The sequence below is a fragment of the Rhodanobacter aciditrophus genome (assembly GCF_050026795.1).
Classification (GTDB): domain Bacteria; phylum Pseudomonadota; class Gammaproteobacteria; order Xanthomonadales; family Rhodanobacteraceae; genus Rhodanobacter_A.
In genome coordinates this window covers 102,982-126,816 of sequence record NZ_JALBWP010000012.1, presented here as the reverse complement: position 1 = coordinate 126,816, position 23,835 = coordinate 102,982, and the positions used below count along the sequence as shown (strand labels likewise).

The window sequence follows — 23,835 nt, the reverse complement described above, 5'->3', positions numbered from 1 at the left end:
ATGAAACGCCTCGCGCACGCCGCACCCGTCCTCGCCACCTTCCTGGTCATGATGTTCGGTGCGGCGTCCGCGCAGGCCGCGCGCGAACCCGTGCTCAAGCAGGTCGACCTGCCGCACAGCTACTACTGGCGCGAGCTGTACCTGCCGCAGCTCACCGCCGGCCCGTCCTCGGCCAGCTTCCTGCCCGACGGCAACACGCTCGTCTACAGCATGGGCGGCTCGCTGTGGCGCCAGCGCATCGGCGACGACAACGCCACCGAACTGACCCACCCCACGGCCGCCTACGACTACCAGCCCGACGCCTCGCGCGACGGCCGCAGCGTGGTGTTCACCCGCTACGACGGCAACGCGCTGGAACTGTGGCGGCTGGATCTCGGCAACGGCCGCGAGCAGCGCCTCACCGACCAGGGCGCGGTGAACGTGGAGCCGCGGCTGTCGCCCGACGGCAAGCGGCTCGCCTGGGTCTCCACGCAGGGCACCGGCCACTTCAATCTGTTCCTCGCCGACGTCGACGGCGCCGGCCTGCACCACCCGCACCTGCTGCTGGGCGAGCGCAAGAGCACGCTGGATCGCTACTACTACTCGGCCTTCGACCACGCGATCAATCCGTCCTGGTCGCCCGACGGCAGGACGATCTACTACGTCAGCAACCCGGAGATCGGCTGGGGCACCGGCGACATCTTCGCCGTGGAGGTCGACCACCCCGCGCAGCGTCGCCGCGTGCTGAGCGAGGAGACCAGCTGGAGCGCGCGACCCGAACTGGCGCCGGACGGCAAGCGCCTGCTGTATTCCAGCTACCACGGCCGCCAGCACCAGCAGCTGTGGCTGACCACCGCCGACGGCGCTGCGCCGCTGCCGCTGAGCTTCGGCGCGTTCGACCGCCGCAACGCGCGCTGGTCGCCGGACGGCTCGCGCATCGCCGTCATCGACAACCGCGACGGCGACACCGCACTGCGCGTGATCGAGACGCTGGGCGGCGCCAGCCAGGACGTGGTGGCGACGCATCGCCACTACCGGTCGCCGCAGGCCCGCCTCACCCTCGACATCGTCGACGAGCATGGCCAGCGCACGCCTGCGCGCGTGGCGATCGTGGCCGGCGACGGCCGCGCCTACGCGCCGCCGCACGCCTGGGTCTCGGCCGACGACGGCTTCGACCGCGCCCTGCAGCACAGCGAAACGCACTACTTCCACTGCGCGCCGCCGTGCACGCTGGACGTGCCGGCCGGCAAGGCGGCGATCTGGGTGCAGCACGGCTTCGCCTACGCGCCGTGGCGCCGCACGGTGGACCTGTCGACCGGCCACGCCACGCAGCTCACCGCCACCCTGGTGCCGGACGCGCTGCCGGCCGCCTACGGCCACTTCGTCAGCGCCGACCTGCACATCCACATGAACTACGGCGGCCACTACCGCAACACGCCCGCGCACCTCGCGCTGCAGGCGCGCGCCGAGGATCTCGACATCGCCTGGGACCTGGTGGTGAACAAGGAAGAGCGCGTGCCGGACATCGCCAGCTTCCGCACCGACGCCGACCCGGCCAGCACGCCGCAGACCCTGGTGCTGCACGGGCAGGAGTACCACACCAGTTTCTGGGGCCACCTCGGCCTGCTGCACCTGACCGACCACTACATCACCCAGGGCTACTCGGCCTACCGCCACACCGCGATGGCCAGCCCGTGGCCGACGAATGCCGCCGTGGCCGACCTCGCCCACGCGCAGGGCGCCCTGGTCGGCTACGTGCATCCGTTCGACGTGCTGCCCGACCCGGTACACGATCCGGTGCTCAGCAACGAGCTGCCCGCCGACGTGATCGAAGGCAAGGTCGACTACATCGAGGTGATGGGCTTCTCCGACCACAAGGCCACCGCCGCCGTGTGGTACCGCCTGCTCAACCTGGGCTTCCGCCTGCCCACCGGCGCGGGCACCGACGCGATGGCCAACTACGCCTCGCTGCGCGGCCCGGTCGGCATGAACCGCGTGTTCCTCGACACCGGCGGCCGGCGCGACGCGGCCAGCGCGCTCGCGGCGCTGAAGGCCGGCCACGGCTTCGCCAGCAACGGCCCGCTGCTCGGCTTCCTGCTCGACGGCGCCCGCCCCGGCACGCAGCTTGCCCCGGGGCGCCACCACTACCGCGTGGCGCTGCGCTCGCCCGTTGCCGTGGATCACCTGGAACTGGTGCACAACGGCCAGGTGGTGAAGACCTTCACGCTCGGGGGCGACCGCCGCCGTCTCGACGCCGAGGGCGATCTCGACCTCGACGGCGGCTGGGTGCTGCTGCGCGCGTGGAACGACGGCGCCGATCCGCAAGTGCTCGACCTCTACCCCTACGCCACCACCAACCCGGTGTGGCTGGGCGACCACGTGCTCGCGACCAGCGCGCGCGACGATGCCGCGTGGTTCGCCCGGTGGATGGACCGCACCATCGACGCCGCCGCCGCACGCGACGACTACAACACCGCGGCGGAGAAGCGCATGACGCTGGACTACCTGGGCAAGGCCCGTGCGGCCTATCGCGCACTGGCCGCCGGTCAGTCGTCGACGGCGGAGGCCGGCCGATGATCCGTCGCCTGCAGCATCTGGCCTTGCTCGCGCTGGCGCTGTTGCCGCTGGCCACCTTCGCCGCCGACAAGACGCCGTTCACCCCGGCCGACCTCAACCGCCTCGCCGTGCTCGCCGACCCGGCGCTGTCGCCCGACGGCCGCTGGCTGGTCTACACCGTCACCACCACGAATGCCGAACGCGACCAGCCGCAGTCGGACCTGTGGCGGGTCGGCTTCGACGGTCGCGGCCGCACCCAACTCACCCACACGCCCGACGCGGACGAGTCGCAAGCGCAGTGGTCCGGCGACGGCCGCTTCATCGCCTTCCTGGCCGACCGCAAGCCCGCCGACGGCAAGGACGACGACGACAACGGCACGCAGGTCTGGACGATGCCCGCCGACGGCGGCGAGGCGCACCAGGTCACCCATCTCCCCGCCGGCGTGGAGGAGTTCGCGCTGTCGCCGGACGGCAAGCGGCTGGCGGTGATCGCCTTCGACCCCGAGCGTCCCGCCGGCACGCCGAAGCCGAAGAACCCGCCGCCGATCGTCACCGACCGCTTCCAGTTCAAGGACGACGACTCGGGCTGGCTGGGCGCGCGCCACAAGCACCTGTACGTGGTCGACCTCGCCAGCGGCCAGGCCACCGAGCTCACCCCCGGCAAGCACGACGAGCAGTTGCCTGCGTGGTCGCCGGACAGCCGGCAGATCGCCTACGTCACCAAGCGCGGTGCCGACCCGGACCGCACCCTCGACTTCGACATCCACGTCATCGACGCCCGCGCCGGTGCCGCCGAACGCCAGCTCACCACCTTCCCCGGCTCCGACCTCGATCCGTACTGGGCCTCGCGCCCGGCCTGGTCGCCGGACGGCAAGCGCATCGCCTACCTGCGCAGCGGCGATGACCACTGGATCTACTACGCGCCCTGGCAGCTGGCGGTGATCGACGTGGCCAGCGGCAAGGCGACGATCCCCGCGCCGATCGACCGCTGCTTCACCCACCCGACCTGGGCGCCGGACGGGCGCAGCGTGTACGCGCTCATCGAGCAGGCCGAGGTCACCCACCTGGCGCGCATCGACGTGCCCAGCGGCAAGGTCACCGAGCTGACCCACGGCGACCGTTTCGACGTGGACCTGTCGGTGGCACGCGATGGCCGCATCGCCGTGCTCGGCGGCGACGACCTGCACCCCTACAACATCGCCGCGCTCGATGGCGGCCACCTGCGCCTGCTGGCCGACCACAACGCGTGGCTGGCCGGCAAGCAGCTGGCGAACACCGAGACCCTGCACTTCACCGGCGCCGACGGCACCAGGCTCGACGCGCTGCTGGTGAAGCCGATCGGCTACGTCAAGGGCAAGCGCTACCCGACCATCCTGCGCGTGCATGGTGGCCCGGTGTACCAGTTCAGCCATGAGTTCATGGAGGACTGGCAGGTGTACGCGGCCAACGGCTTCGCCGTGCTGGCGGTGAACCCGCGCGGCAGCTCCGGCCGCGGCTTCGACTTCGCCAGGGCGATCTACGCCGACTGGGGCGACAAGGACATGCAGGACCTGATGGCCGGCGTGGACCATGCGATCAAGCTCGGCGTCGCCGATCCGGACCACCTGGGCATCGGCGGCTGGAGCTACGGCGCCATCCTCACCGACGAGGTGATCGCCCGCACCACGCGCTTCAAGGCGGCGATCAGCGGTGCCGGCACCGGCAACATGTACGGCATGTACGGCGACGACGAATACGCCCGCGAGTACGAGCTGGAACTGGGCACGCCTTGGGACCACCGCGCCGCCTGGGACCGCGCCAGCTACCCGTTCCTGCACGCCGACCGCATCGCCACGCCCACGCTGTTCCAGTGCGGCCAGATCGACTTCAACGTGCCGTGCATCGGCGCCGAGCAGATGTACCAGGCGCTGCGTTCGCGCGGCGTGCCGACCCAGCTGGTGGTCTACCCCGGCCAGCACCACGAGATCAGCGTACCGAGCTACCTGCTCGACCGCATGCGCCGCAACCTCGCCTGGTACGAGCGCTTCCTCAAGCCCGGAGGCACATCTCCCTGAGAGGCTCACCGCCCCCGTCCGGGACGGGTAATACTCGCCCGGACACCCTCGCCCAACCGCCGGAAGCCGCCCATGAACGACCTGTCCGCCGCCCCTCTCGACCGCGCCACCGCCCTGCCCGCCCGCTACTACGTGTGCGACGCGCTGCTGGCGATGGAGCACCGTGCGGTGTTTGCCCGCAGCTGGCAGCTGGTGGCGCACCAGGGCCAGCTCGCCGAGCCGGGCGACCACGTGGTGGAACAGGTCGGCCACGTGCCGGTGATCGTGGTGCGCGGGCAGGACGGCGTGCTGCGCGGCTTCGTCAACGTGTGCCGCCACCGCGCCGGCCCGCTGGCGCTGTGCAACGGCAAGGGCGCGCGCGCCCTGCACTGCAAGTACCACGGCTGGACCTACACGCTGGAGGGCCAGCTGCGCAGCGCGCCGGAGATGCAGGGCGCGGCCGACTTCAACGTCGAGGAGATCCGCCTGCCGCCGATCCGCGTGCACGAGTGGCAGGGCCTGGTGTTCGTGGCGCTGGACGACGCCGTGCCGCCGTTCGGCGAGGTCTACGGCGGCATCGCCGAGCGCATCGCGCCGATCGACCTTTCGGCGATGCGCTACCTGCGCCGCGACAGCTACGAGATCGACTGCAACTGGAAGGTCTACGTCGACAACTTCCTCGAGGGCTACCACCTGCCCCACGTGCATCCGGGCCTGTCGAAGGTGCTGGACTACCGCGCCTACGACACCGAGCTGTTCGACTGGTACTCGCTGCAGTCCTCGCCGCTGCGCAACAGCACCGCGATCTACGGTGACGGCGAGGCGTTCTATTACTTCGTCTACCCCAACGTGATGCTCAACATCATGCCGGGGCGGCTGCAGACCAACCGAATCGTGCCGCTGGGCCCGGACCGCTGCCGCGTGGAGTTCGACTACTACTACGCGCAGGACGACGCCGCGCAGGCGCGCATCGCCGCCGACCAGGAATTCAGCGACGAGGTGCAGCAGGAGGACATCGCCATCTGCGTCGCCGTGCAGCGCGGCCTGACCTCCGGCACCTACGAGGCCGGCCGGCTGTGCCCGAAACGCGAGAGCGGAGTCTGGCATTTCCACAACCAGCTGCGCGCGGCCTACGCCGCCGCGGAAGAGCACGCGTGAAAAAGGCCCTGCCTACCCTGCTGCTCGCCCTCGCTGCGGCCCTCGCCGCATCCGCCCAGGCCGCCGACCGCACCGTGGTGCATGCCGGCCACCTGCTCGATGTCGACAGCGGCAAGATGCTGGCCGACCAGGCGGTGACGCTCGCCGACGGCAAGGTCGTCTCGGTGCAGCCGTGGTCCGCCGCCACGGGCAAGGGTGCGCGCGTGCTCGACTGGACGGCCTGGACCGTGGTCCCCGGCCTGATGGACATGCACACGCACATCTCCGAGGAAGCCGAGACCGCCGACATCGCTGCGCCGCTGAAGATCAGCCCGGCGCAACAGGCGTTCATCGGCGCGATGAACGCGCGCAAGACGCTGCAGGCTGGCTTCACCACCGTGCGCGACGTCGGCGTGTACCGCGGCTTCGCCGACATCGCCCTGCGCGATGCGATCAACGCCGGCGAGATTCCCGGTCCGCGCATGTTCGTCGCCGGCGCCTACATCACCGTGCCCGGCGGCGGCGGAGAGATCACCGGCCTGCCGCCCGGCACCGTGGTGCCGCCGGAGTTCCGCCAGGGCGTGTCCAAGGGCGTGGACGACGTGCGCCAGCATGTCGACCTGATCCTCGACCACGGTGCCGACCTGATCAAGGTGATCGCCACCGGCGCCGTACTGGCCAACGGCACCGAGCCGGGCAAGCCGGAATTCACCGAGGCGGAGATCCATGCCGCCGTGGTGGAGGCGGCCAGGCGCGGCAAGTTCGTCGCCGCCCACGCCCACGGCGCCGAGGGCATCAAGCGGGCGATCCGCGCCGGCGTGCGTTCCATCGAGCACGGCTCGCTGATCGACGACGAAGGCATCGCGCTGATGGCCAAGCACGGCACCTGGCTGGTCGCCGACATCTACGACGGCGACTACATCGAGGAAATCGGCACCCGCGACCACTGGTCGCCGGAGATCCTGCGCAAGAACGAGGAGACCACGCTGGCCCAGCGCCAAGGCTTCCGCAAGGCGCTGAAGGCCGGCGTGCACATGGCCTTCGGCACCGACGCCGGGGTCTATCCGCACGGCCAGAACGCCCGCCAGTTCGCCTACATGGTGCGCTGGGGCATGACCCCGCTGCAGGCGATCCGCTCGGCCACCATCGACGCCGCCCGCCTGCTCGGCAAGGAGCAGGAACTCGGCTCGATCGCCCCCGGCAAGGCCGCCGACCTGGTCGCCGTGGGCTGCAATCCGCTGCAAAGGATCGACTGCCTGCGTTCCATCCGCGGCGTAATCAAGGCCGGTACGCCGGTGTCGCTGGAGTGATGGGCGTGTCGTTGAGGTTTCGTGACCCGTCTCGCCTGTTTCGCCCGGTTGCTGCGGGAGAGACACAAACCCCCTCTCCGTCATCCCAGCGAAGGCTGGGATCCAGTGACTTCAAGCTGTTGAAGTGCAAAGACGCTGGATCCCGGCTTTCGCCGGGATGACGCTGAGGAATCACACGCATCACATGAACACCCAACCCTCGCACCACCACGAGCGCACCACATGACTCACGGCACCAAGATCGGCTTCTGGACCTGCACCGCGCTGGTGGTCGGCAACGTGATCGGCATGGGCATCTTCCTGCTGCCCGCCTCGCTCGCCAGCTACGGTTTCAACGCGCTGATCGGCTGGGTCATCACCCTGCTCGGCTGCCTCGCGCTGGCCCGCGTGTTCGCCTACCTGTCGCGCAGCCTGCCCGATGCCGACGGGCCTTACGGGTACGTGCGCGCCACGCTCGGCGAGATGCCGGCGTACATGGCACTGTGGGCCTACTGGGTCTCGGTATGGCTGACCAACGCGGCGCTCGCCACCGGCGCGGTCGGCTACCTCACCGCGGCGGTCCCGCAGTTCGGTGCGATCCGCCCCGACCTGTTCGCGCTCGGGCTGCTGTGGACCTTCACCGGCGTCAACCTGTTCGGCCTGCGCAGCGGCGGCGGCGTGCAGATCGTCACCACCGCGCTGAAACTGTTGCCGATGCTGGCGATCGCCCTGCTCGGCGGCTGGATCCTGCTGACCGCGCCCGGCGATTACGTGGCGCACCCGCCGGCCACGCCGCTGAGCCTGGGCGGCGTGATGGCGGCCTCGACCATCGCCCTGTTCGCGATGCTGGGCATCGAATCGGCCAGCGTGCCGGCGGCGCATGTCGACAACCCCGGCCGCACCATTCCGCGCGCGACGATGACCGGCACCGCGCTCACCGCGGTCATCTACATCATCGTGTCGACCGTGCCGCTGCTGCTGATCCCGCAGCACGAACTGACCGAGGCCAATGCGCCGTTCGCGCTGCTGATGGACCGCTTCGTCCATGCCGGCTCCGGCCGCTGGCTGGCGCTGTTCGTGGTGGTCAGCGGCCTGGGCTGCCTCAATGGCTGGACCCTGCTGAGCGGCCAGCTGACCCGCACCATGGCCGACAACGGCGTGCTGCCGGCCGTGCTCGCGCGGAGCAACCGCCATGGCGCGCCGGCTACGGGCCTGCTGGTCACCGGCGCGCTGGCCTCGGTGATGATCTGGATGAGCTACAGCAAGTCGCTGGTCTCGGCCTTCACCTTCATCACCCGCGTGGTGACCGCCGCCAACCTGCCGCTCTACCTGTGCTGCTCGCTGGGCCTGGTGGTGCTGTGGCGGCGCGGCAGCGCTCCGGGCTTGGGTCGTGCCGCGCTGCTGGTGGCCATGATCGGCGTGCTGTACACGATCTTCGCCTTCGTCGGCAGCGGCCACGAACCGTTCGTGCTGGCGCTGGGCTTGATCGCCGCGGGCCTGCCGCTGTATGCCTTCATGCGCCTGCGCCGCAAATCCGCTCGGCCCGCCAAGGCGTCCGCCCGATGAGAGACTCCCGCTACGACATCCTGTTCACCCCGGTGCGGATCGGCCCGGTCACCGCGAAGAACCGCTTCTTCCAGGTGCCCCACTGCAACGGCATGGGCCACGCCATGCCGTTGGCCCACGCGGCGATGCGCGAGGTGAAGGCCGAGGGCGGCTGGGCGGTGGTCTCCACCGAGGAGTGCGAGATCCACCCCAGCAGCGACCTCACGCCCTACGTCGAGGCGCGGCTGTGGGACGATGCCGACATCCCTGCCCTGGCGCTGATGTGCGACAAGGTGCACGCGCACGGCGCGCTGGCCGCAGTGGAGCTGTCGCACAACGGCCCGACCGCGTCGAACCTGTATTCGCGCGAGGTGCTGATCGGCCCCTCGCACCAGCCGAGCAAGTACGGCTACCCGTCGCAGGCGCGCGCGATGTCGCTGAAGGACATCAACGAATATCGCCGCTGGCATCGCGAGGCCGCCGTGCGCGCGATGCGCGCGGGCATGGACATCGTTTATGTCTACGCCGCGCACGATCTGTCTCTTCCGATGCACTTCCTGCAGCGCCGCCGCAACCAGCGCAGCGACGCCTACGGCGGCTCGCTGGAGAACCGCGTGCGCCTGCTGCGCGAGGTGCTGGAAGACACCAGGGAAGCCATCGGCCACCGCTGCGGCGTGGCGCTGCGCTTCGCCACCGAGGAACTGCTCGGCGCCGGCGGCGTGGAGTTGGCCGAAGCGAAGGACATCGTGGCGATGCTCGCCGAGCTGCCCGACCTGTGGGACGTGAACGTGGCCGCCTGGTACAACGATTCGGTGCCCTCGCGCTTCGCCGCCGAGGGTGCGCAGGAGCCGTTCGTCGCCTTCGTCAAACAGGTCACCAGCAAGCCGGTGGTCGGCGTGGGCCGCTTCACCTCGCCGGACACCATGGTGTCGCAGATCAAGCGCGGGGTGCTGGACCTGATCGGCGCCGCGCGCCCATCCATCGCCGATCCGTTCCTGCCCAGGAAGGTGGAACAGGGCCGCGTCGACGACATCCGCGAATGCATCGGCTGCAACATCTGCGTGTCCGGCGACATGACCATCTCGCCGATCCGCTGCACGCAGAACCCCACCATGGGCGAGGAGTGGCGCAAGAACTGGCATCCCGAGCGCATCGCCCCGGCCAGGAAACCTGCCCGCGTGCTGGTGGTCGGCGGCGGCCCCGCCGGGCTGGAAGCGGCGCGCGCGCTGGGCCAGCGCGGCTACGAAGTGAGCCTGGCCGAAGCCCGCAGGGAACTCGGCGGACGCGTCACCCGCGAGGCGCGCCTGCCCGGCCTGGCCGAATGGGCACGCGTGCGCGACTGGCGCATCGGCCAGATCCAGAAGCTTCCCAATGTCTCGGTCTATCTCGACTCCGCGCTCGGCGCGCAAGACGTGCTCGACTTCGGCGCCGAGCACGTGGTGCTGGCCACCGGCTGCCACTGGCGCCGCGACGGCTACGGCCGCAGCCACGGCGCCGCGATCCCCGGCTTCGTCGACAACCCCGGGGTCTGCACGCTGGACGACCTGATGGACGGACGCATTCCGGCCGGCCGCGTCGCCGTGCTCGACGACGACGGCTTCTACTACGCCAGCATCGCCGCCGAACAGCTGCACGCCCACGGCTGCGACGTGGTGTACGTGACGCCGGAAGACAGCGTCGCCCCATGGAGCCAGAACACGCTCGACTACCGCCACATCCGCAAGCGGCTGGCCAAGCTCGGCATTGAGGTGATCGTCTCCCACACCGTCGCCAGCTACGACGGCGACACGCTCGCCCTCGACCACGCCTGGGAAGGCCGCCAGCAATCGCTCGCCGTCGACGCCGTACTCACCGTCACCGCCCGCCTGCCCGACGACGCGCTCCATCAAGCGCTGGTGGAACGCGAAGCCGACTGGACCCAAGCGGGCATCCAGAGCGTGCGCAACATCGGCGACTCCGATGCCCCGGGGCTGATCGCCCATGCGGTCTACGCGGGACATCGGTATGCGCGGGAGCTGGGGGAACCGGCAACGGGGGCGGTGGCGTTCAAGCGGCATTTCCACGGACCGGACCCGGGGTACGACGCAGCCCCGACGACCCGCTGACTCCCGTCGCGGTTATCGGGGTCTTCACCTGCGCCGGCACCGCCTTGAGGGTTTCCCGGGCTGCGCCGGGCCATCGGCGATGGCCGCCGTGGTTCAGGCGTTGCACGCCTGCCGCCGTGCGGTGCAGCGCAGGGTGGCGTTCCCGGACACCGCCGCCGGGAAGCCGCTCTCGATCGTCAGGCATTGCTCGGCCAGCACCGCCACGCCGGGCCGGTGCGACACGACGATCAGGGTGGTTCGCGGCAGGCGCCGCTTCAGTGCGGCGAGGACCGCCAGCTCCGCGGCGGCATCCAGCGCGCTGGTGGCCTCGTCCAGCACGGCCAGGCGTGGCTGCCGCAGGATCACCTGCGCCAGCAGCAGCCGCTGCAGTTCGCCGCCGGACAGGCGGCCGGACGCGCTGTGCAGCGCGGTGTCGAGCCCGCGCGGGAAGTCGGCCAGCCGGCGCTCGAGGCCGACGTCGGCCAGCGCGCTGCGCAGCCGCCCATCGGTGGCGTCGGGCGCCGCCCAGCGCAGGCACTCGCGCACCGAGCGTTGCCACGGCCGCACGTTCTGGCTGACGTAGGCGCCATGGCGCACCAGCTCGCGATAGGCGTCGAAACCGATGGGTCGGCGGTCGAGGCGCGCGACGAAGACCTGCGGCGCCGTCATGCCGGCCAGCACGTCGACCAGGCTGCTCTTGCCGATCCCGGAGTCGCCGGAGATCAGCGTGAGCTCGCCGGGCACCAGCTCCAGCTCGCCGACTTCGAGGCCCGCCAGCGGCGGCGTGACCCGCATCCGCTGGATGCGCAGGACCCCGCCGCCCGGCGCCGCTTGCACGGGCATCGCAGGCGCGGGCAGACGGTCCGCGGCCAGGCGCATGTAGCGATGCCACAGCTCGAAGGCCGGGGCAGTCGAACGCAATTGCTGGAAGCTTTGCCGCGTCGCCACCAGGTAGGGCAGCAGGCGCCCCAGCAGCAGGCACACGGCGATGAGCGAGGCGCGGTCCATGCCGCGCCAGCGGTCGGCGAGCAGGAACAGCGCGGTGATGCCGAGCGTGGCCAGCAGCTCGAGCACCAGCCTCCCGGAGGCCACCAGTTCCAGCTGGCGACGATAGCCGTGGCCGAGCCGGGCCGCGATCGCGCCGCAGCTTGCCTTCTCCGCGGCCTCGCGTTCGAACGAACGCACGTGGCGCAGGCGCCGCGGAAAGTCCTCGCTGTGCCAGAACAGCTGCGTCATGTCGGCGACGTAGCGCCGCGCGACCAGCGCCTGCTCACGGCCATAGGCGCGCGAGGTGGCCAGCCCGAGACCGACCAGCACCGGCGCGGCCAGCAGCAGCGGCGGCGAGACCCAGAGCGCGAAACCCAGGCTGACTGCCGCGGTGATCCCGACCACCAGCAGCTGCTGCAGGGCGCTGAAGCCCTGCACGAGGATCTCGACGTTGTGGGTGAGCACGTTCGCGATTTCCGCGGACGTCGCATCGGCCAGGGCCGCCAGCGGCGCATCGATCAGCCGCGCATGCACCTTGCGGCGAAGACTCACGCCGTAGCGGCCGACCAGCCGCGCGCCCAGCCTCGCCGCCAGCCAGCGCAGCAGCGCAAACGCGCCGCTGGCCGCGGCGAAGCTCGCCGCCTGCGCGCCGACGCCGCGACGTGCGCCGAGCAGGCCGTCGCCGAACGGCAAGGCGTGGCCGGGCTGCACCAGCGGCACCAGCAGCAGTGCCGCCAGGGCGCCGGCGACGGCAGCACCCAGCGACAGCGCGACGTACGCCGCGGTTTCCGCCAGATCCCTGCGCGCAAGCGTGCGCAGCAGTGCACGCAGCAGCTCCAGCGACCGCGCGTGCATGGCTGAAGGTTCGTCGGGCATCGCCGCCGGATCGCGCGGCCCGTGGGCAGCCGCGGTTCCGAAGGCGCTGCCCGACGATTCGGTGCGAGACTGCTCCCTGGTCGGATGTCGCATGCCGGTGAGTGCGAACCGACGGACGAGAGGTTGTCCGCGGCCACCACGTTTCATCTCACCGGCGCCACCCGGTACCCCCGCCGTGCGCACCGGCCCCGGCGGAGCGGCCTGCTCAGCGGTCGCCGGCCGCAGGCATCTTGCCGGTACGCAGGCCCTGCACGATGGCCAGCGACCGCGTCACGTGCTGGTCGGGCCGCAGGTGATCGGTCTCCGATGACAGCGTGGCGACGATCCGGCCGTCGCTGCCGATCACGAACGTGGTGCGCGAGATGAAGCCATGGTCGATCGCCACCCCGCGCACATCCTTGATGCCGGCCTGCCCCGCCGCCATCCGGAGGCCGTAGGACGCCGCCACCTTGCCGTCGGGGTCGGAGGCCACCGGAAACTTGCCGGCGCAGTACTTCGGATCCGACGAGAACGCATTCAGCCGCTCGATGCTGTCGGCGGACACGCCGATGATGGTGGCGCCGGCCGCGTCGAACCCGGCCTTCTCGGTGGCGAAGGTATGCGCCTCCAGATCGCAGCCGCCGGTGTACGCCGCCGGGTAGAAGTACACCACCACCGGCCCCTTCTTGAGGGCCTCCTTGAGCGAGAAGCTGAAATCCTTGCCGGCACGACTGGCCTCGGCGGTGAAATCCGGCGCCTTGGCGCCGGGCTTGAGCGCGGCAACCGCCGGCATCGCCACCAGCAGCGCCAGCAGCGCCGCAGCGACCTTCAATCCCGCAATACGCGTCTTCATGTGCGACCCTCGCATGTGTGCATCGACCCGGCACGGCATCGCCCGCGCCGGGTTCCCGCCTGGTTGATGTGGAACCACCCCGGTGGTTCGTCGGACCCGCCGCCGAGGTTACCTCTCCCATCGACAAGGACGTCAGTGTCCGTCGTGGACGGCAAGAATGTCCCCGGCCGTCGCCGGGCGCCCGGCCTGCGGCGCTTCGAGCAGCCGGTGCAGCACGGCGACGGCGTCGCGTGGATGGCGCCCGCGACGCAACTCATGGACACCGCGCTCGACCAGCAGTTGCTCGAACCGGCCCCAGCCCGGCTGGGTCGCCGCGTATGACTGGCAGGCGCGCAGCCGGGCCGTCGCCTCGCTGCCGCAGACCCGGCTCAGCAGCGCATCCGCATCGTCGGCCGCCTCGGCGGACACGAACACCGCTCCGGCCAGATCCAGGGGGGCCGCCGCGAGCCGGCCGGGGCCCAGCCGCAGGTCGGCCTCGACCTTCTCCACGCCGCTGCGCCGGCGGATGCGCGGCGAGCGCTCGAGCCAGTGCCGGGCGACGCGGTCGTCCACCTGGCGCAGCGTGTCGGCCTGCACGTGCAGGTAGTTGGCAACGCCTGTGGCGAGCAGGCTTTCCGGCTGCACGAAGACCGCATCCTCGGCGAGGAAGTCCAGGCCATGCAGCAAGCCGTGCAGGGCCAGCGTCGACTTGCCCGCGCCGCTCGCGCCCAGCAGCAGCACGCCACGCCCCTGCCGGCCGACGCAGGCGCCATGCAGCGGCACCAGGCCCAGCCCGCGTGTCGCGAGGGTGAACACCGCGAATTCCAGCAGCTCGTAGCGCAGGTGGTAGGGCCGGTCGAGCATGTCCCCGGAAGCCACCACCAGCGCCCGCCGCTGCGCGGGTGCCAGCACCACGTAGTTCGACGCGTCCATCATGCCGCACAGCAGGTCCGCGCCGGACTGCGTCTGCACGGGCGGCGGCTCGGCGCGCGGTGGCAAGGCACGGCGCGGCAGCAATCGCAGCTCGATATGGAACTCCGGCGCGGCCGGCGGCAGGCAGTGCGGCGGCAGCCCGGCATAGGCCGTCTCCACCACCTGCAGCAGCGCCGCGCTGGCGCTGACAAACCGGAAGTCGCCGCCCAGGATCTCCCTGCGCACGGAGAACGCGGGATCGCCGCGCTCGCGGAAAGGGTCGGCATCCGCGTCATGGATGCCGTGGGTGATCGTCAAGGCCATCCTCGTCGCGCGCGGCTCGTGGCAGGTGTCCATGAGTGCAGCCGCGGCAGGAAAAGGTTGCGCGCATCGCCGTCGCGTTCGGCGCACAGACCCGTCATCGCGGGCGACCGAAGCTCCGCCTCGGATCTCCCGCACTCCGCATCGGGCCGGAAGGACTTTGCGCTGCGAAACGCGGGCCGACCTCTACATCTGTTCCAATTCCTTGCCCCGGGTCTCCCTGACACAGCAGAGCACGAACACCGTGGACAGCGCGGCTGCCAGTGCGTAGATGGCGTAGGTGGGGGCGAGGCCGATGCCCACCAGCAGCAGCGGGAAACTGATGGTGATGGCGAAGTTGGCGATCCACTGCGCGGCGCCGGACACGGCCAGGCTGGAACCGCGGATCTGGTTCGGGAACATCTCGCCCAGCATCACCCACATCACCGGCCCCCACGACATGTTGAAGAACACGACGTAGACGTTGGCCGCCACCAGCGCCAGCGTTCCCGCCGGCGGCGGCAATGCGAGCTTCCCCGCCGCGTCGATGTGCGCCTGCGCGAACGCCCACACCACCAGCGCCAGCGAGACCGCCATGCCCAGCGAACCGATCCACAGCAGCGGCTTGCGGCCGATGCGATCCACCAGCGCCACGGTCACCAGGCAGGCCGCGATGCTCAACGCCCCGGACACCACGTTGATGAGCAGCGCGTCGCTCTCGGAGAACCCCACCGCCTGCCACAGCACGGCGCCGTAATAGAACACCACGTTGATGCCCACCAGCTGTTGCAGCACCGCCAGCCCGATGCCCACCCACACGATCGGGCGTATGCGGTGCGTGGCCTTGTCCACGAGGTCGGAAAGCCTGGGGCGATGGCGATCCTGCGCCAGCGAGCTGCCGATCTCGCCCAGCTTCGTGCGTGCAATGTCCTCGCCGTACAGGCGCACCAGCACGGCGCGCGCCTCCGCCTCGCGCTTGCGCATCACCAGGAAACGCGGGCTCTCCGGGATGAACGTCAGCGAGACCAGGAACAACGTGGCGGGCAGCACCTGCATCCAGAACATCCAGCGCCACGCGTCCTGCCCCAGCCACAGCGCTGCGGTGGACGCACCCGCCGCCCGGGCCAGCAGGTAATTGCTGAGGAATGCGCAGAACAGGCCACTGATGATGGCCACCTGCTGCATGGTGGCGAGTCGCCCGCGATAGCGCGCCGGCGCCACTTCGGCGATGTAGGCCGGCGCGATCACGCTGGCCGCCCCCACCGCGAAGCCGCCGGCGAGGCGCGCCGCGACAAAGAACGCCACGCCGGGCGCGGCGCCGGCACCCAGCGCCGACAGCAGGAACAGCGTCGCCGCGGCGATCAGCACCGTGCGCCGCCCCTGGTAATCGGCCGCGCGCCCCGCGAAGAACGCGCCCACTGCGCACCCCAGCAGCATCGAGGCCACCTCGAAGCCGATGCCGGCGGCGGTGGAGTGGAAGGCCTGCTTCAGCCCGTCCACCGTGCCGTTGATGACGCCGCTGTCGAAGCCGAACAGGAAGCCGCCCAGGGTGGCCACGCAACTGATCTGCACGATCAGCCGCGTGTTTTCCGCCCGCTCCAGCGAACCGTCGGCATCGAATGTCGCACTGTACATTTCCACGATTGGATCCCCTCTCGCATGTCCCGTCGCAGCGTCGAATCGCCTACACCCGCACCAGGTACTGGTTGACGAGGTTCTCGTAGCGCTCCTGCTTGCCGCTGCGCTGTGCGGGCTCGCCGCGCGCGATCGCATGCGAGCGCAGATCATCCATGCTCAGCCTGCCTTCCGCAAACGCGCGACCGTTGCCGGCGTCGAAGCTGGCGTAGCGCTCAGCGCGCCACTGCTCCAGCGGCGACTGCGTGAGCAGCGCATGCGCCACTTCGAGGCCGCGGGCGAACGCGTCCATGCCGCCGATGTGGGCGATGAAGAGATCTTCGGCGTCGGTCGATTCGCGCCGCACCTTGGCGTCGAAGTTGAGGCCGCCCGGCGCCAGCCCGCCCTGGCGCAACACCACCAGCATCGCGCCCACCGTGTCGTAGAGGTCGCTGGGGAACTGGTCGGTATCCCAGCCGTTCTGCGCATTGCCGCGGTTGGCGTCGATGCTGCCGAGCAGGCCGTGGTCGGAGGCTACCTGCAGGTCATGCTCGAAGGTGTGGCCCGCCAGCGTGGCGTGGTTCGCCTCGATGTTGAGCTTGAAGTCCCGCTCCAGGCCGTGCTCCTTCAGGAAGCCTGCCACCGTCGACGAATCGAAGTCGTACTGGTGCTTCATCGGCTCCATCGGCTTGGGCTCGATGAGGAAGGTGCCCTTGAAGCCGATGCTGCGGCCGTAGTCGCGCGCCATCGTCAGGAAGCGCGCGAAGTGATCCAGCTCGCGCTTCATCTGCGTATTGTGCAGCGAGGCGTAGCCCTCGCGGCCACCCCAGAACACGTAGTTGCCGCCACCCAGCTCCACCGTGGCCTCCAGCGCGGCCTTGATCTGCACGCCGGCGCGCGCGACGACGTCGAAGTCGGGATTGGTGGCCGCGCCGTTCATGTAGCGCGGGTGGCTGAACAGGTTCGCCGTGCCCCACAGCAGCTTCATCCCGGTGGCCTGCTGGCGCTCCTTGGCCAATGCCACCATGTGCCGGAGGTTACTTTCGTACACGGCCACGTCTTCGGCGTCGGGCGCCATGTCGATGTCGTGGAAGCAGTAGTACGGCACGCCGAGCTTGGTGAAGAACTCGAACGCCGCGTCCATCTTCGCCTCGGCGCGCGCCAGCGGCGCGCCGTCCGCATCCCACGGATACGCGCGGGTGCCGGGGCCGAACGGATCGTGTCCGGTGTTGCAGAAGCTGTGCCAGTAGCACACCGCGAAGCGCAGGTGCTCGGCCATGGTCCTGTCGCCGATCCTCCTGTTCGCGTCGTAGTGCTTGAACGCCAGCGGGTTGTCGGATGCGACACCCTCGTAGGGGATGCGGCCGATGCCGCCGAAGTATTCGCGCCTGCCGACGAAGGGAGTGTTCATGGAATGCGTTTCCTGTGCTGGTGCATTGCTGGTACGGATCAGGCCGTGGCCGCATGGGCCTGCTGCAGGGCGGCCAGTTGTCCGAGAAACTGCCGGTAAGGTTCGCGATACGACTGCACGCGCCCGGCGTCGGGCCGCGCGGCACGCGCCTCGTCCAGCGCCACGTGCTCGCGCGCGATCCCGGCGATGCCGGCGGCATCGCCGGCGTGATGCCGCCACGCCCACAGCGCCTGCAGGGCGGCGCCGAACGCGGCACCCTCGGTTTCCGCGGGCATCTCCACCGGCAGATCGAACACGTCGGCCACCAGCTGTCGCCACGGCGCGCTGTTCGCCCCGCCACCGGTCAGCCGGATCGCCTCGAACTCCAGGCCGGCGCGGCGCAAGGCGTCCAGGCCATGGCGCAACGCGTAGGTCGCGCCCTCCATCGCTGCGCGATAGACGTTGGCACGCGTGAAGTTGCCCGGGTTCATCCCGTGCAGGCTGGCGCGTGCCGAGGGCAGGTCGGGCGTGCGTTCGCCGTTGAAGAACGGCAGCATCAGCAGGCCGTCTGCGCCCGGCGCGGTGCGCTCGACCAGCAGATCCCCCTCGCCCGCCTCGAAGCCGAAGGCATCGGCGACGCAACGGGTGGCCACCGTGCAGTTCATCGTGCAGACCAGCGGCAACCAGTCGCCGGTGGACGAACAGAACGCCGCCCACAGGCCGTCTTCGTCTACCAGCGGACGATCCGCGCAGGCGAACAGCGTGCCCGAGGTGCCCAGGCTCACGCTGAGGGTCCCGGGCGCCACGTTGCCGGTGCCGATTGCCGCCATCATGTTGTCGCCGCCGCCGGCCGATACCCGCACCTCGCGCGACAGGCCCAGCGCGTCGGCGGTGGCGGACGCGATCGGCGCGCTGAAATGCGCATCGACCAGCGGCGGGAGGCAGCGTGACAGGTCGCGATCCGCGTCGGTGGCCGCGAGCATCGCGGCCGACCAGCTGCGCTTGCGCACGTCCAGCCAGCCCGTGCCCGAAGCGTCGCCGCATTCCATCCAGCGTTCGCCGGTGAGCCAGAAATTGACGTAGTCGTGCGGCAGCAGGATGGTCGCCAGCCGGCGATAGACGTCCGGGCGATGCTTGCGCGTCCACGGCAGCTTGGACGCGGTGTAGCCCGCCAGGATCGGGTTGCCCGCCAGCGCAATGCACTGCCGGTAGCCGCCCGCCGCAGCCATGATCTCGTCGCACTCGCGCCAGCTGCTGGTGTCGCACCACAGCTTCGCCGGGGCGAGCACCTCGCCCGCCGCGTCCAGCGGAACGAAACCGTGCTGCTGGCCGGAAACCCCGATGGCCACGATGCGGGCACGCAGTCCGGCATCGAGGTCGGCGAAACATTGCGCCGCTGCGGCGATCCACCATTCGGGATGCTGCTCGCGGCTGCCGTCGGCGCCTTCGACCAGCGCCAGCGGCCGCCCGCGAATCGCGAGCGTGCGGCGGCGATCGGTGTCGTGGACGAGCAGCTTGACGCTCTGGGTACCGATGTCCAGGCCGGCGACGACGCTCATGTCGCGATCCGCCTGCGGACGCCTGCGCCGTCCATCGGTGCCGCACTCCTCTTCGGAACCTTCAAGACACCTCATCCTTTCATGAGTCCGGATACGGGCCGGCCGCCGCCGCGCCGCCCACGGCGGCGCGCAGCCCCGTTGCCCCGTCGATGCTGCGTCCGGTGCACCAGCGCCGCAATTGCGAAATCCGTCATTGCGGCACGTCATTTTCCGTGCGGCAATGCCGCATGTGCCGGGCCACCCCAGCAGGTATCGTCGACGGCATCCAGCAGACGCCGTCACGGCAGATCAGTGGTATCGCATGCCATCACCGCACCGCATCGCCCTGCTCTTCAATGCGAACAAGGTCTACGACCGCCACGTGCTCACCGGTATCGGGCAATACCTGACGTCCACGCGCGTCGAGTGGGACCTGTTCATGGAGGAGGATTTCCGCAGCCGCACCGTCGGCATCCACCACTGGCGCGGCGACGGCATCATCGCGGACTTCGACGATCCGGTCGTCGGCGAGACGCTGTGCGGCATGTCGTTGCCCGTGGTCGCGGTGGGCGGCTCCTATGCCGATCCCGCGAACTACCCGGCGGGGATTCCCTACGTGGCCACGGACAACGCCAGGCTGGTGCGGCTGGCCTACGACCACCTCATCGATCAAGGCCTGCAGCGCTTCGCGTTCTACGGCCTGCCGCCCATGCCGGGCAACCGCTGGGCGATGGAACGCGAACAGGCGTTCCTCGACATGACCCGCGCGGATCGCCTCGAAGGCCTGGTGTTTCGCGGCTCGCCCACCAGCGCGGGCGGCTGGGGCGTCGCCCAGGAGGCGATCGCGGACTGGGTGCGTGCGCTGCCCAAGCCCATCGGCATCATCGCGGTCACCGATGCGCGCGCGCGTCACCTGCTGCAGGCCTGCATCGTGGCCGACGTCCCGGTGCCTGCCGAGATCGCGGTGGTGGGCATCGACAACGACCCGATGGCACAACTGCTCAGCCGCATCCCGCTGACCTCGGTGATCCAGGGCGCCGAGGAAATGGGCCACACCGCCGCGCGCCTGCTGCACCAGATGCTGCACGGCGGGCGCCTCACCCAGCAGCGGATCATCGTGCCGCCCAAGGGCATCAACGTGCAGGCCAGCAGCCGGCACGTGCCGATGAACAACCCGCACGTCATGCGCGCACTGCACCACATCCGCCAGTACGCGTGCCTGGGCATCAAGACGGACCAGGTCGCCGATTACGTGGGCGTGTCGCGCACCCTGCTGGAGGAGCATTTCAAGCGCGAGCTCAAGCTGACCGTCCACCAGGCCATCCTGCAGCACAAGCTGCAGACCGCGCGGCAGATGCTCGCCGATGCCGCCGTGCCGCTGGCCGACGTGGCCGTGCGCAGCGGGTTCACCTCGCTCCAGTACATGTATGCGGTGTTCCGCCGCGAGCTCGGTTGCACGCCGCGCCAGTACGCCGAAGCGGTGCAGGCCGGCGAGGGCGCTTCCGGCAGCCCGGAAGCGCTGGCCGCGCCGGATCGCGCGGCACGGTAGCGGCGCACTGTCCGGGCATCCGGCCGGCGCGACGCGCCATGCCCGCATTCGACTCCGTGCGACAGGCACAAAAAAACATCGGCATGTGCGGGGGAGCGCATATGCCGATGGAACCGGTGTGCGCGGGGAGGACGCACGGTCCGATGGAAACGCCGGCATGCCTCATCGGGCCGACCACAGCAGCCACCGGGAGGCTTCCCTTCGCCTGGACGGATCGTGAAATGGCGTCGTCGTCGCGACAATTGCGAAATCGCCCCCCGGCGCTAACGTTTCTTCGTATGCAGTCGCACAAGCGGCGATGCGGACGCAGGCTTGCTGCTAGCGTGCAGAGGTCTCTTCGCCAGGAGCTCCCATGTCCCTGTTCCGGCATGCCATGTGCCCGTGCGAACCCCGCCGCGCCGTGTCCCGCGGATGCTTGCTGGCCGCATTCGCCTTGACCAGCCTGTCGGCATTGGCCGCACCGCTTCCCGGCCATCCCGACGCCCCTACTGCCGAGGCACTCAGCCCTGCGCAGATGGATCAGGCCTGGCAACGCGCCACCGCACGCTACGAGCCCGAGCGCAAGGCACTGCTGGCCAAAGTCGCGCAGGGAGACGCGATGGGCCCGTTCCGCCCCGACTGGATCTCCCTGGCGCGCTACCGCGCGCCGGCCTGGTTCGGCGCCGCGAAGTTCGGCATCTTCATCCACTGGGGCGTCTATGCCGTGCCGGCGTTCGCGAACGAGTGGTATCCGCGCAACATGTACGACGGCACGGCGCGCGAACACGCCCACCAGCTCGATACCTACGGCCCGCTCGCGCAGCGCGGCTACAAGGATTTCGTCGCCGGCTTCAAGGCGCAGCACTGGGACCCCGCGGCCTGGGCGCGACTGTTCAGGCAGGCCGGCGCGCGCTATGTCGTCCAGGTGGCCGAGCATTCGGACGGCTTCGCCATGTACGACTCGCGGCTGTCGCGCTGGACCGCCGCGAAGATGGGGCCGAAACGCGACGTGGTGGCCGCGCTGGAGCGGGCCGTGCGTGCCGAAGGCCTGCGCTTCGGCCTGTCCTCGCACCGCGCCGAACACGACTGGTTCTTCGACCACGGCCGCGAGCTCACCTCCGACGTGAACGATCCTGCCTACGCCGATCTCTACGGTCCCGCGGTGCCGCACTTCCTGCAGGACGGCGACCAGGACCTGGAGCAGGACTGGACCTACGTCTCGCCCGCCTACGTGGACGACTGGCTGGCACGCACGGCGGAACTGGAAGCCTATTACCGGCCCGACCTGATCTACCTCGACTGGTGGGTGGGCCACCCCGCGTTCCGCGATGCGCTCGCCGAACTCCTCGCCTACTACTACAACCGTGGCGCGCGGCGCGGCGGCGTGGTGCTCAACTACAAGCTGCATACCCTGCCCCACGGCGGCGGCGTGCTGGACGTGGAGCGCGGCCAGCTCGGCGGCATCCAGGCCGCGCCATGGCAGACCGACACCACCATCAGCAACGACTCCTGGGGCTACGTGGCGCACGACAGCTACCGCTCCGCCACCTCGATCATCCAGCTGCTGGCCGACGTGGTGAGCAAGAACGGCAACCTGCTGCTGGATGTCGGCCCGCGGCCGGACGGCAGCATCGCGCCGCAGCAACAGGCCGTGCTGCTGGAGATCGGCCGCTGGCTGGCGACCAACGGCGCAGCGATCTACGGCAGCCGTCCGTGGCGCGTGTCCGGCGAAGGCCCCACCGCGCTGGCCACCGGCGCCTTCAAGGAACAACTGGCCGCGTCCTACACCGCCGGCGATTTCCGCTTCACCCGCAACAAGGACATGTTGTACGCGATCGAACTGGCCTGGCCTGACGACGGCACGGTGGTCGTCCGCAGCATCAAGCCCGCCGACCGCGTGCAGGACGTGCACCTGCTGGGTTCGTCCGCGCCGGTGCGCTGGCAAAGCACCGCACAGGGATTGGTGCTCCATCCCGGCCCGCGACCCGCCGGCCCCGCCGCCTTCGTCTTTGCCATCCGGACCGCAACGGACAGCCCATGACGAAGCGCACCGGTCGCTACGACGCGGCAACCGGCGACGCGTCCACGGCTACCGAGACTGCATCGGACCTGGCACGGCGCCATCTCTTCAAGGCCGTGGCGACGGGCGCCGCCGCCATGCCGCTGTCCCGGATGGCAAAGGCCGATCCCGCTCAGCGGTGCGCCGCACGCCGTTCGCCACCACGCCGGGGCTGGCGATCTGGCATTCGACCGACCTGGTCAACTGGACGCCGGTCGCGACCGCCCTGCACAAGCCGATGGGCAACGTCTTCGCGGTCAACCTGTGCAAGCACGGGGACCGCTACTACATCTACCTGCCGGCGCAGCAGTCCGGCGGCAACTGGTCGATCTTCGTGATCACCGCCGATGGCATGGACGGCGGACGGCTGGCCGGTGGCCACCGGCGGCGATCTTTCAACGCCGCTGCGCAAGCCGGCGCGCGGCAAGCCGGGGCCGTCCGGTTTCCCGCTGTCGGATGACTTCTCCAGCGACCGGTTCGGCGTGCAGTGGTCGTTCCACGAGCCACGGCCCACTGAGATGCAGCGGGTCAGCCGCGACGGCCACGGCATGCTGCTGGCCGGTGCGGGCAGCTCGCCGGCGAACAGCGCGCCCATGGTCTGCAGCGCGGGCGACCGCGCCTACGTGGTGGAGCTCACGCTGGAACCGTCCGCCGGCGCGGAGGCGGGGCTGCTGCTGTTCTACAACCACAAGGCGTTCGTCGGTGTCGGCTTCACGCCGGACACGATCAAGACCTTCGAATACGCGCAGGAGCTGACGTTGGCCCGCATCACGCGGGCAAACCGTCGGGTGCGGGTGCGTCTGACCAACGACCACAACGTCGTCACCGTCGAGTACTCGCACGACGATGGGCATAGCTGGCAATTGCACACCTTGCGCATGGAAGTGTCCGGCATCCACCACAACGTGTTCGGCGACTTCCTGAGCCTGAAACCGGGCATCTACGCCACGGGCGAGGGAGCGGTGCGGCTAAGCGATTTCCGCTACCGCGCGATCGGTGGCAATCCGCTGGCGTGATGCCGCGGAGCCCGCCCGGAATCTCCACGGGGTGCGCGGCGGCAAGCGCCGGTGCAGCGGCCGGGGAAGAATGCGGGAGCGGACGTCCGCCCGCCACGGGTCCGGGGCGCGGAAAGGCGCTCGCATGGCCCCGCTCCGCGGAGCCGCCGTGCGTTGGCCGCCACCTCGCCACACGGCAGGT

General features: G+C 70.2%; 14 protein-coding genes and 1 pseudogene. 9 read left to right on the top strand and 6 right to left on the bottom strand.

Going from position 1 to position 23,835, the window contains the following annotated elements; genetic code table 11:
* The 6 genes from ACQGNW_RS13655 to ACQGNW_RS13630 all read left to right on the top strand — a co-directional run bounded on the left by ACQGNW_RS13655 (position 1) and on the right by ACQGNW_RS13630 (position 10,644).
* Positions 1–2,556 (top strand): CehA/McbA family metallohydrolase, encoded by a 2,556-nt coding sequence (locus tag ACQGNW_RS13655; protein ID WP_426663762.1) that lies wholly within the window; start codon positions 1–3, stop codon positions 2,554–2,556.
* Positions 2,553–4,589, top strand: coding sequence for a S9 family peptidase (locus tag ACQGNW_RS13650; RefSeq protein ID WP_426663761.1), 2,037 nt, complete (start codon positions 2,553–2,555; stop codon positions 4,587–4,589). The genes ACQGNW_RS13655 and ACQGNW_RS13650 overlap by 4 nt, the downstream gene beginning before the upstream one ends.
* Before the next feature lie 72 nt (positions 4,590–4,661).
* On the top strand, positions 4,662–5,726 hold the full coding sequence (locus tag ACQGNW_RS13645) for an aromatic ring-hydroxylating oxygenase subunit alpha (RefSeq protein WP_426663760.1): 1,065 nt from the start codon (positions 4,662–4,664) through the stop codon (positions 5,724–5,726).
* On the top strand, positions 5,723–7,015 hold the full coding sequence (locus tag ACQGNW_RS13640) for a Xaa-Pro dipeptidase (RefSeq protein ID WP_426663758.1): 1,293 nt from the start codon (positions 5,723–5,725) through the stop codon (positions 7,013–7,015). The genes ACQGNW_RS13645 and ACQGNW_RS13640 overlap by 4 nt, the downstream gene beginning before the upstream one ends.
* A gap of 222 nt (positions 7,016–7,237) precedes the next feature.
* Positions 7,238–8,560 carry an amino acid permease gene (locus ACQGNW_RS13635; protein ID WP_426663757.1) on the top strand — a complete coding sequence of 441 codons (1,323 nt, stop codon included), beginning with the start codon at positions 7,238–7,240 and terminating at the stop codon, positions 8,558–8,560.
* Positions 8,557–10,644, top strand: coding sequence for an oxidoreductase (locus ACQGNW_RS13630; protein WP_426663756.1), 2,088 nt, complete (start codon positions 8,557–8,559; stop codon positions 10,642–10,644). The genes ACQGNW_RS13635 and ACQGNW_RS13630 overlap by 4 nt, the downstream gene beginning before the upstream one ends.
* 93 nt (positions 10,645–10,737) lie before the next feature.
* Here the strand turns inward: ACQGNW_RS13630 and ACQGNW_RS13625 are convergent, their stop codons facing one another.
* The 6 genes from ACQGNW_RS13625 to xylB form a co-directional block, all read right to left on the bottom strand.
* On the bottom strand, positions 10,738–12,465 hold the full coding sequence (locus ACQGNW_RS13625) for an ATP-binding cassette domain-containing protein (RefSeq protein WP_426663754.1): 1,728 nt from the start codon (positions 12,463–12,465) through the stop codon (positions 10,738–10,740).
* A 226-nt stretch (positions 12,466–12,691) separates the two neighbouring features.
* On the bottom strand, positions 12,692–13,318 hold the full coding sequence (locus ACQGNW_RS13620) for a peroxiredoxin (protein WP_426663753.1): 627 nt from the start codon (positions 13,316–13,318) through the stop codon (positions 12,692–12,694).
* 132 nt (positions 13,319–13,450) lie between these two features.
* Positions 13,451–14,533, bottom strand: coding sequence for a phosphoenolpyruvate carboxykinase (ATP) (locus ACQGNW_RS13615; protein ID WP_426664770.1), 1,083 nt, complete (start codon positions 14,531–14,533; stop codon positions 13,451–13,453).
* Positions 14,534–14,716: 183 nt separating this feature from the next.
* Positions 14,717–16,144: a sugar porter family MFS transporter gene (locus tag ACQGNW_RS13610; RefSeq protein ID WP_426664769.1), complete on the bottom strand. Its 1,428-nt coding sequence runs from the start codon at positions 16,142–16,144 to the stop codon at positions 14,717–14,719.
* Between the two features lie 49 nt (positions 16,145–16,193).
* Complete coding sequence (gene xylA / locus ACQGNW_RS13605) at positions 16,194–17,534, bottom strand: xylose isomerase (RefSeq protein ID WP_426663752.1); 1,341 nt, start codon at positions 17,532–17,534, stop codon at positions 16,194–16,196.
* A gap of 38 nt (positions 17,535–17,572) precedes the next feature.
* A complete protein-coding gene (xylB, locus tag ACQGNW_RS13600) occupies positions 17,573–19,072 on the bottom strand; it encodes a xylulokinase (RefSeq protein WP_426663750.1) in 1,500 nt (499 codons plus the stop codon).
* Positions 19,073–19,373: 301 nt separating this feature from the next.
* Between xylB and ACQGNW_RS13595 the strand changes: the two genes are divergently transcribed.
* The 3 genes and pseudogenes from ACQGNW_RS13595 to ACQGNW_RS13585 all read left to right on the top strand — a co-directional run bounded on the left by ACQGNW_RS13595 (position 19,374) and on the right by ACQGNW_RS13585 (position 23,654).
* The gene (locus ACQGNW_RS13595) at positions 19,374–20,600 is read left to right on the top strand and encodes a XylR family transcriptional regulator (RefSeq protein WP_426663749.1); all 1,227 of its coding nucleotides are present in this window, start codon (positions 19,374–19,376) and stop codon (positions 20,598–20,600) included.
* 373 nt (positions 20,601–20,973) lie between these two features.
* Positions 20,974–22,620 (top strand): alpha-L-fucosidase, encoded by a 1,647-nt coding sequence (locus tag ACQGNW_RS13590; RefSeq protein ID WP_426664768.1) that lies wholly within the window; start codon positions 20,974–20,976, stop codon positions 22,618–22,620.
* A gap of 116 nt (positions 22,621–22,736) precedes the next feature.
* A pseudogene (locus tag ACQGNW_RS13585) lies at positions 22,737–23,654 on the top strand (family 43 glycosylhydrolase).
* Positions 23,655–23,835: the final 181 nt, after the last annotated feature.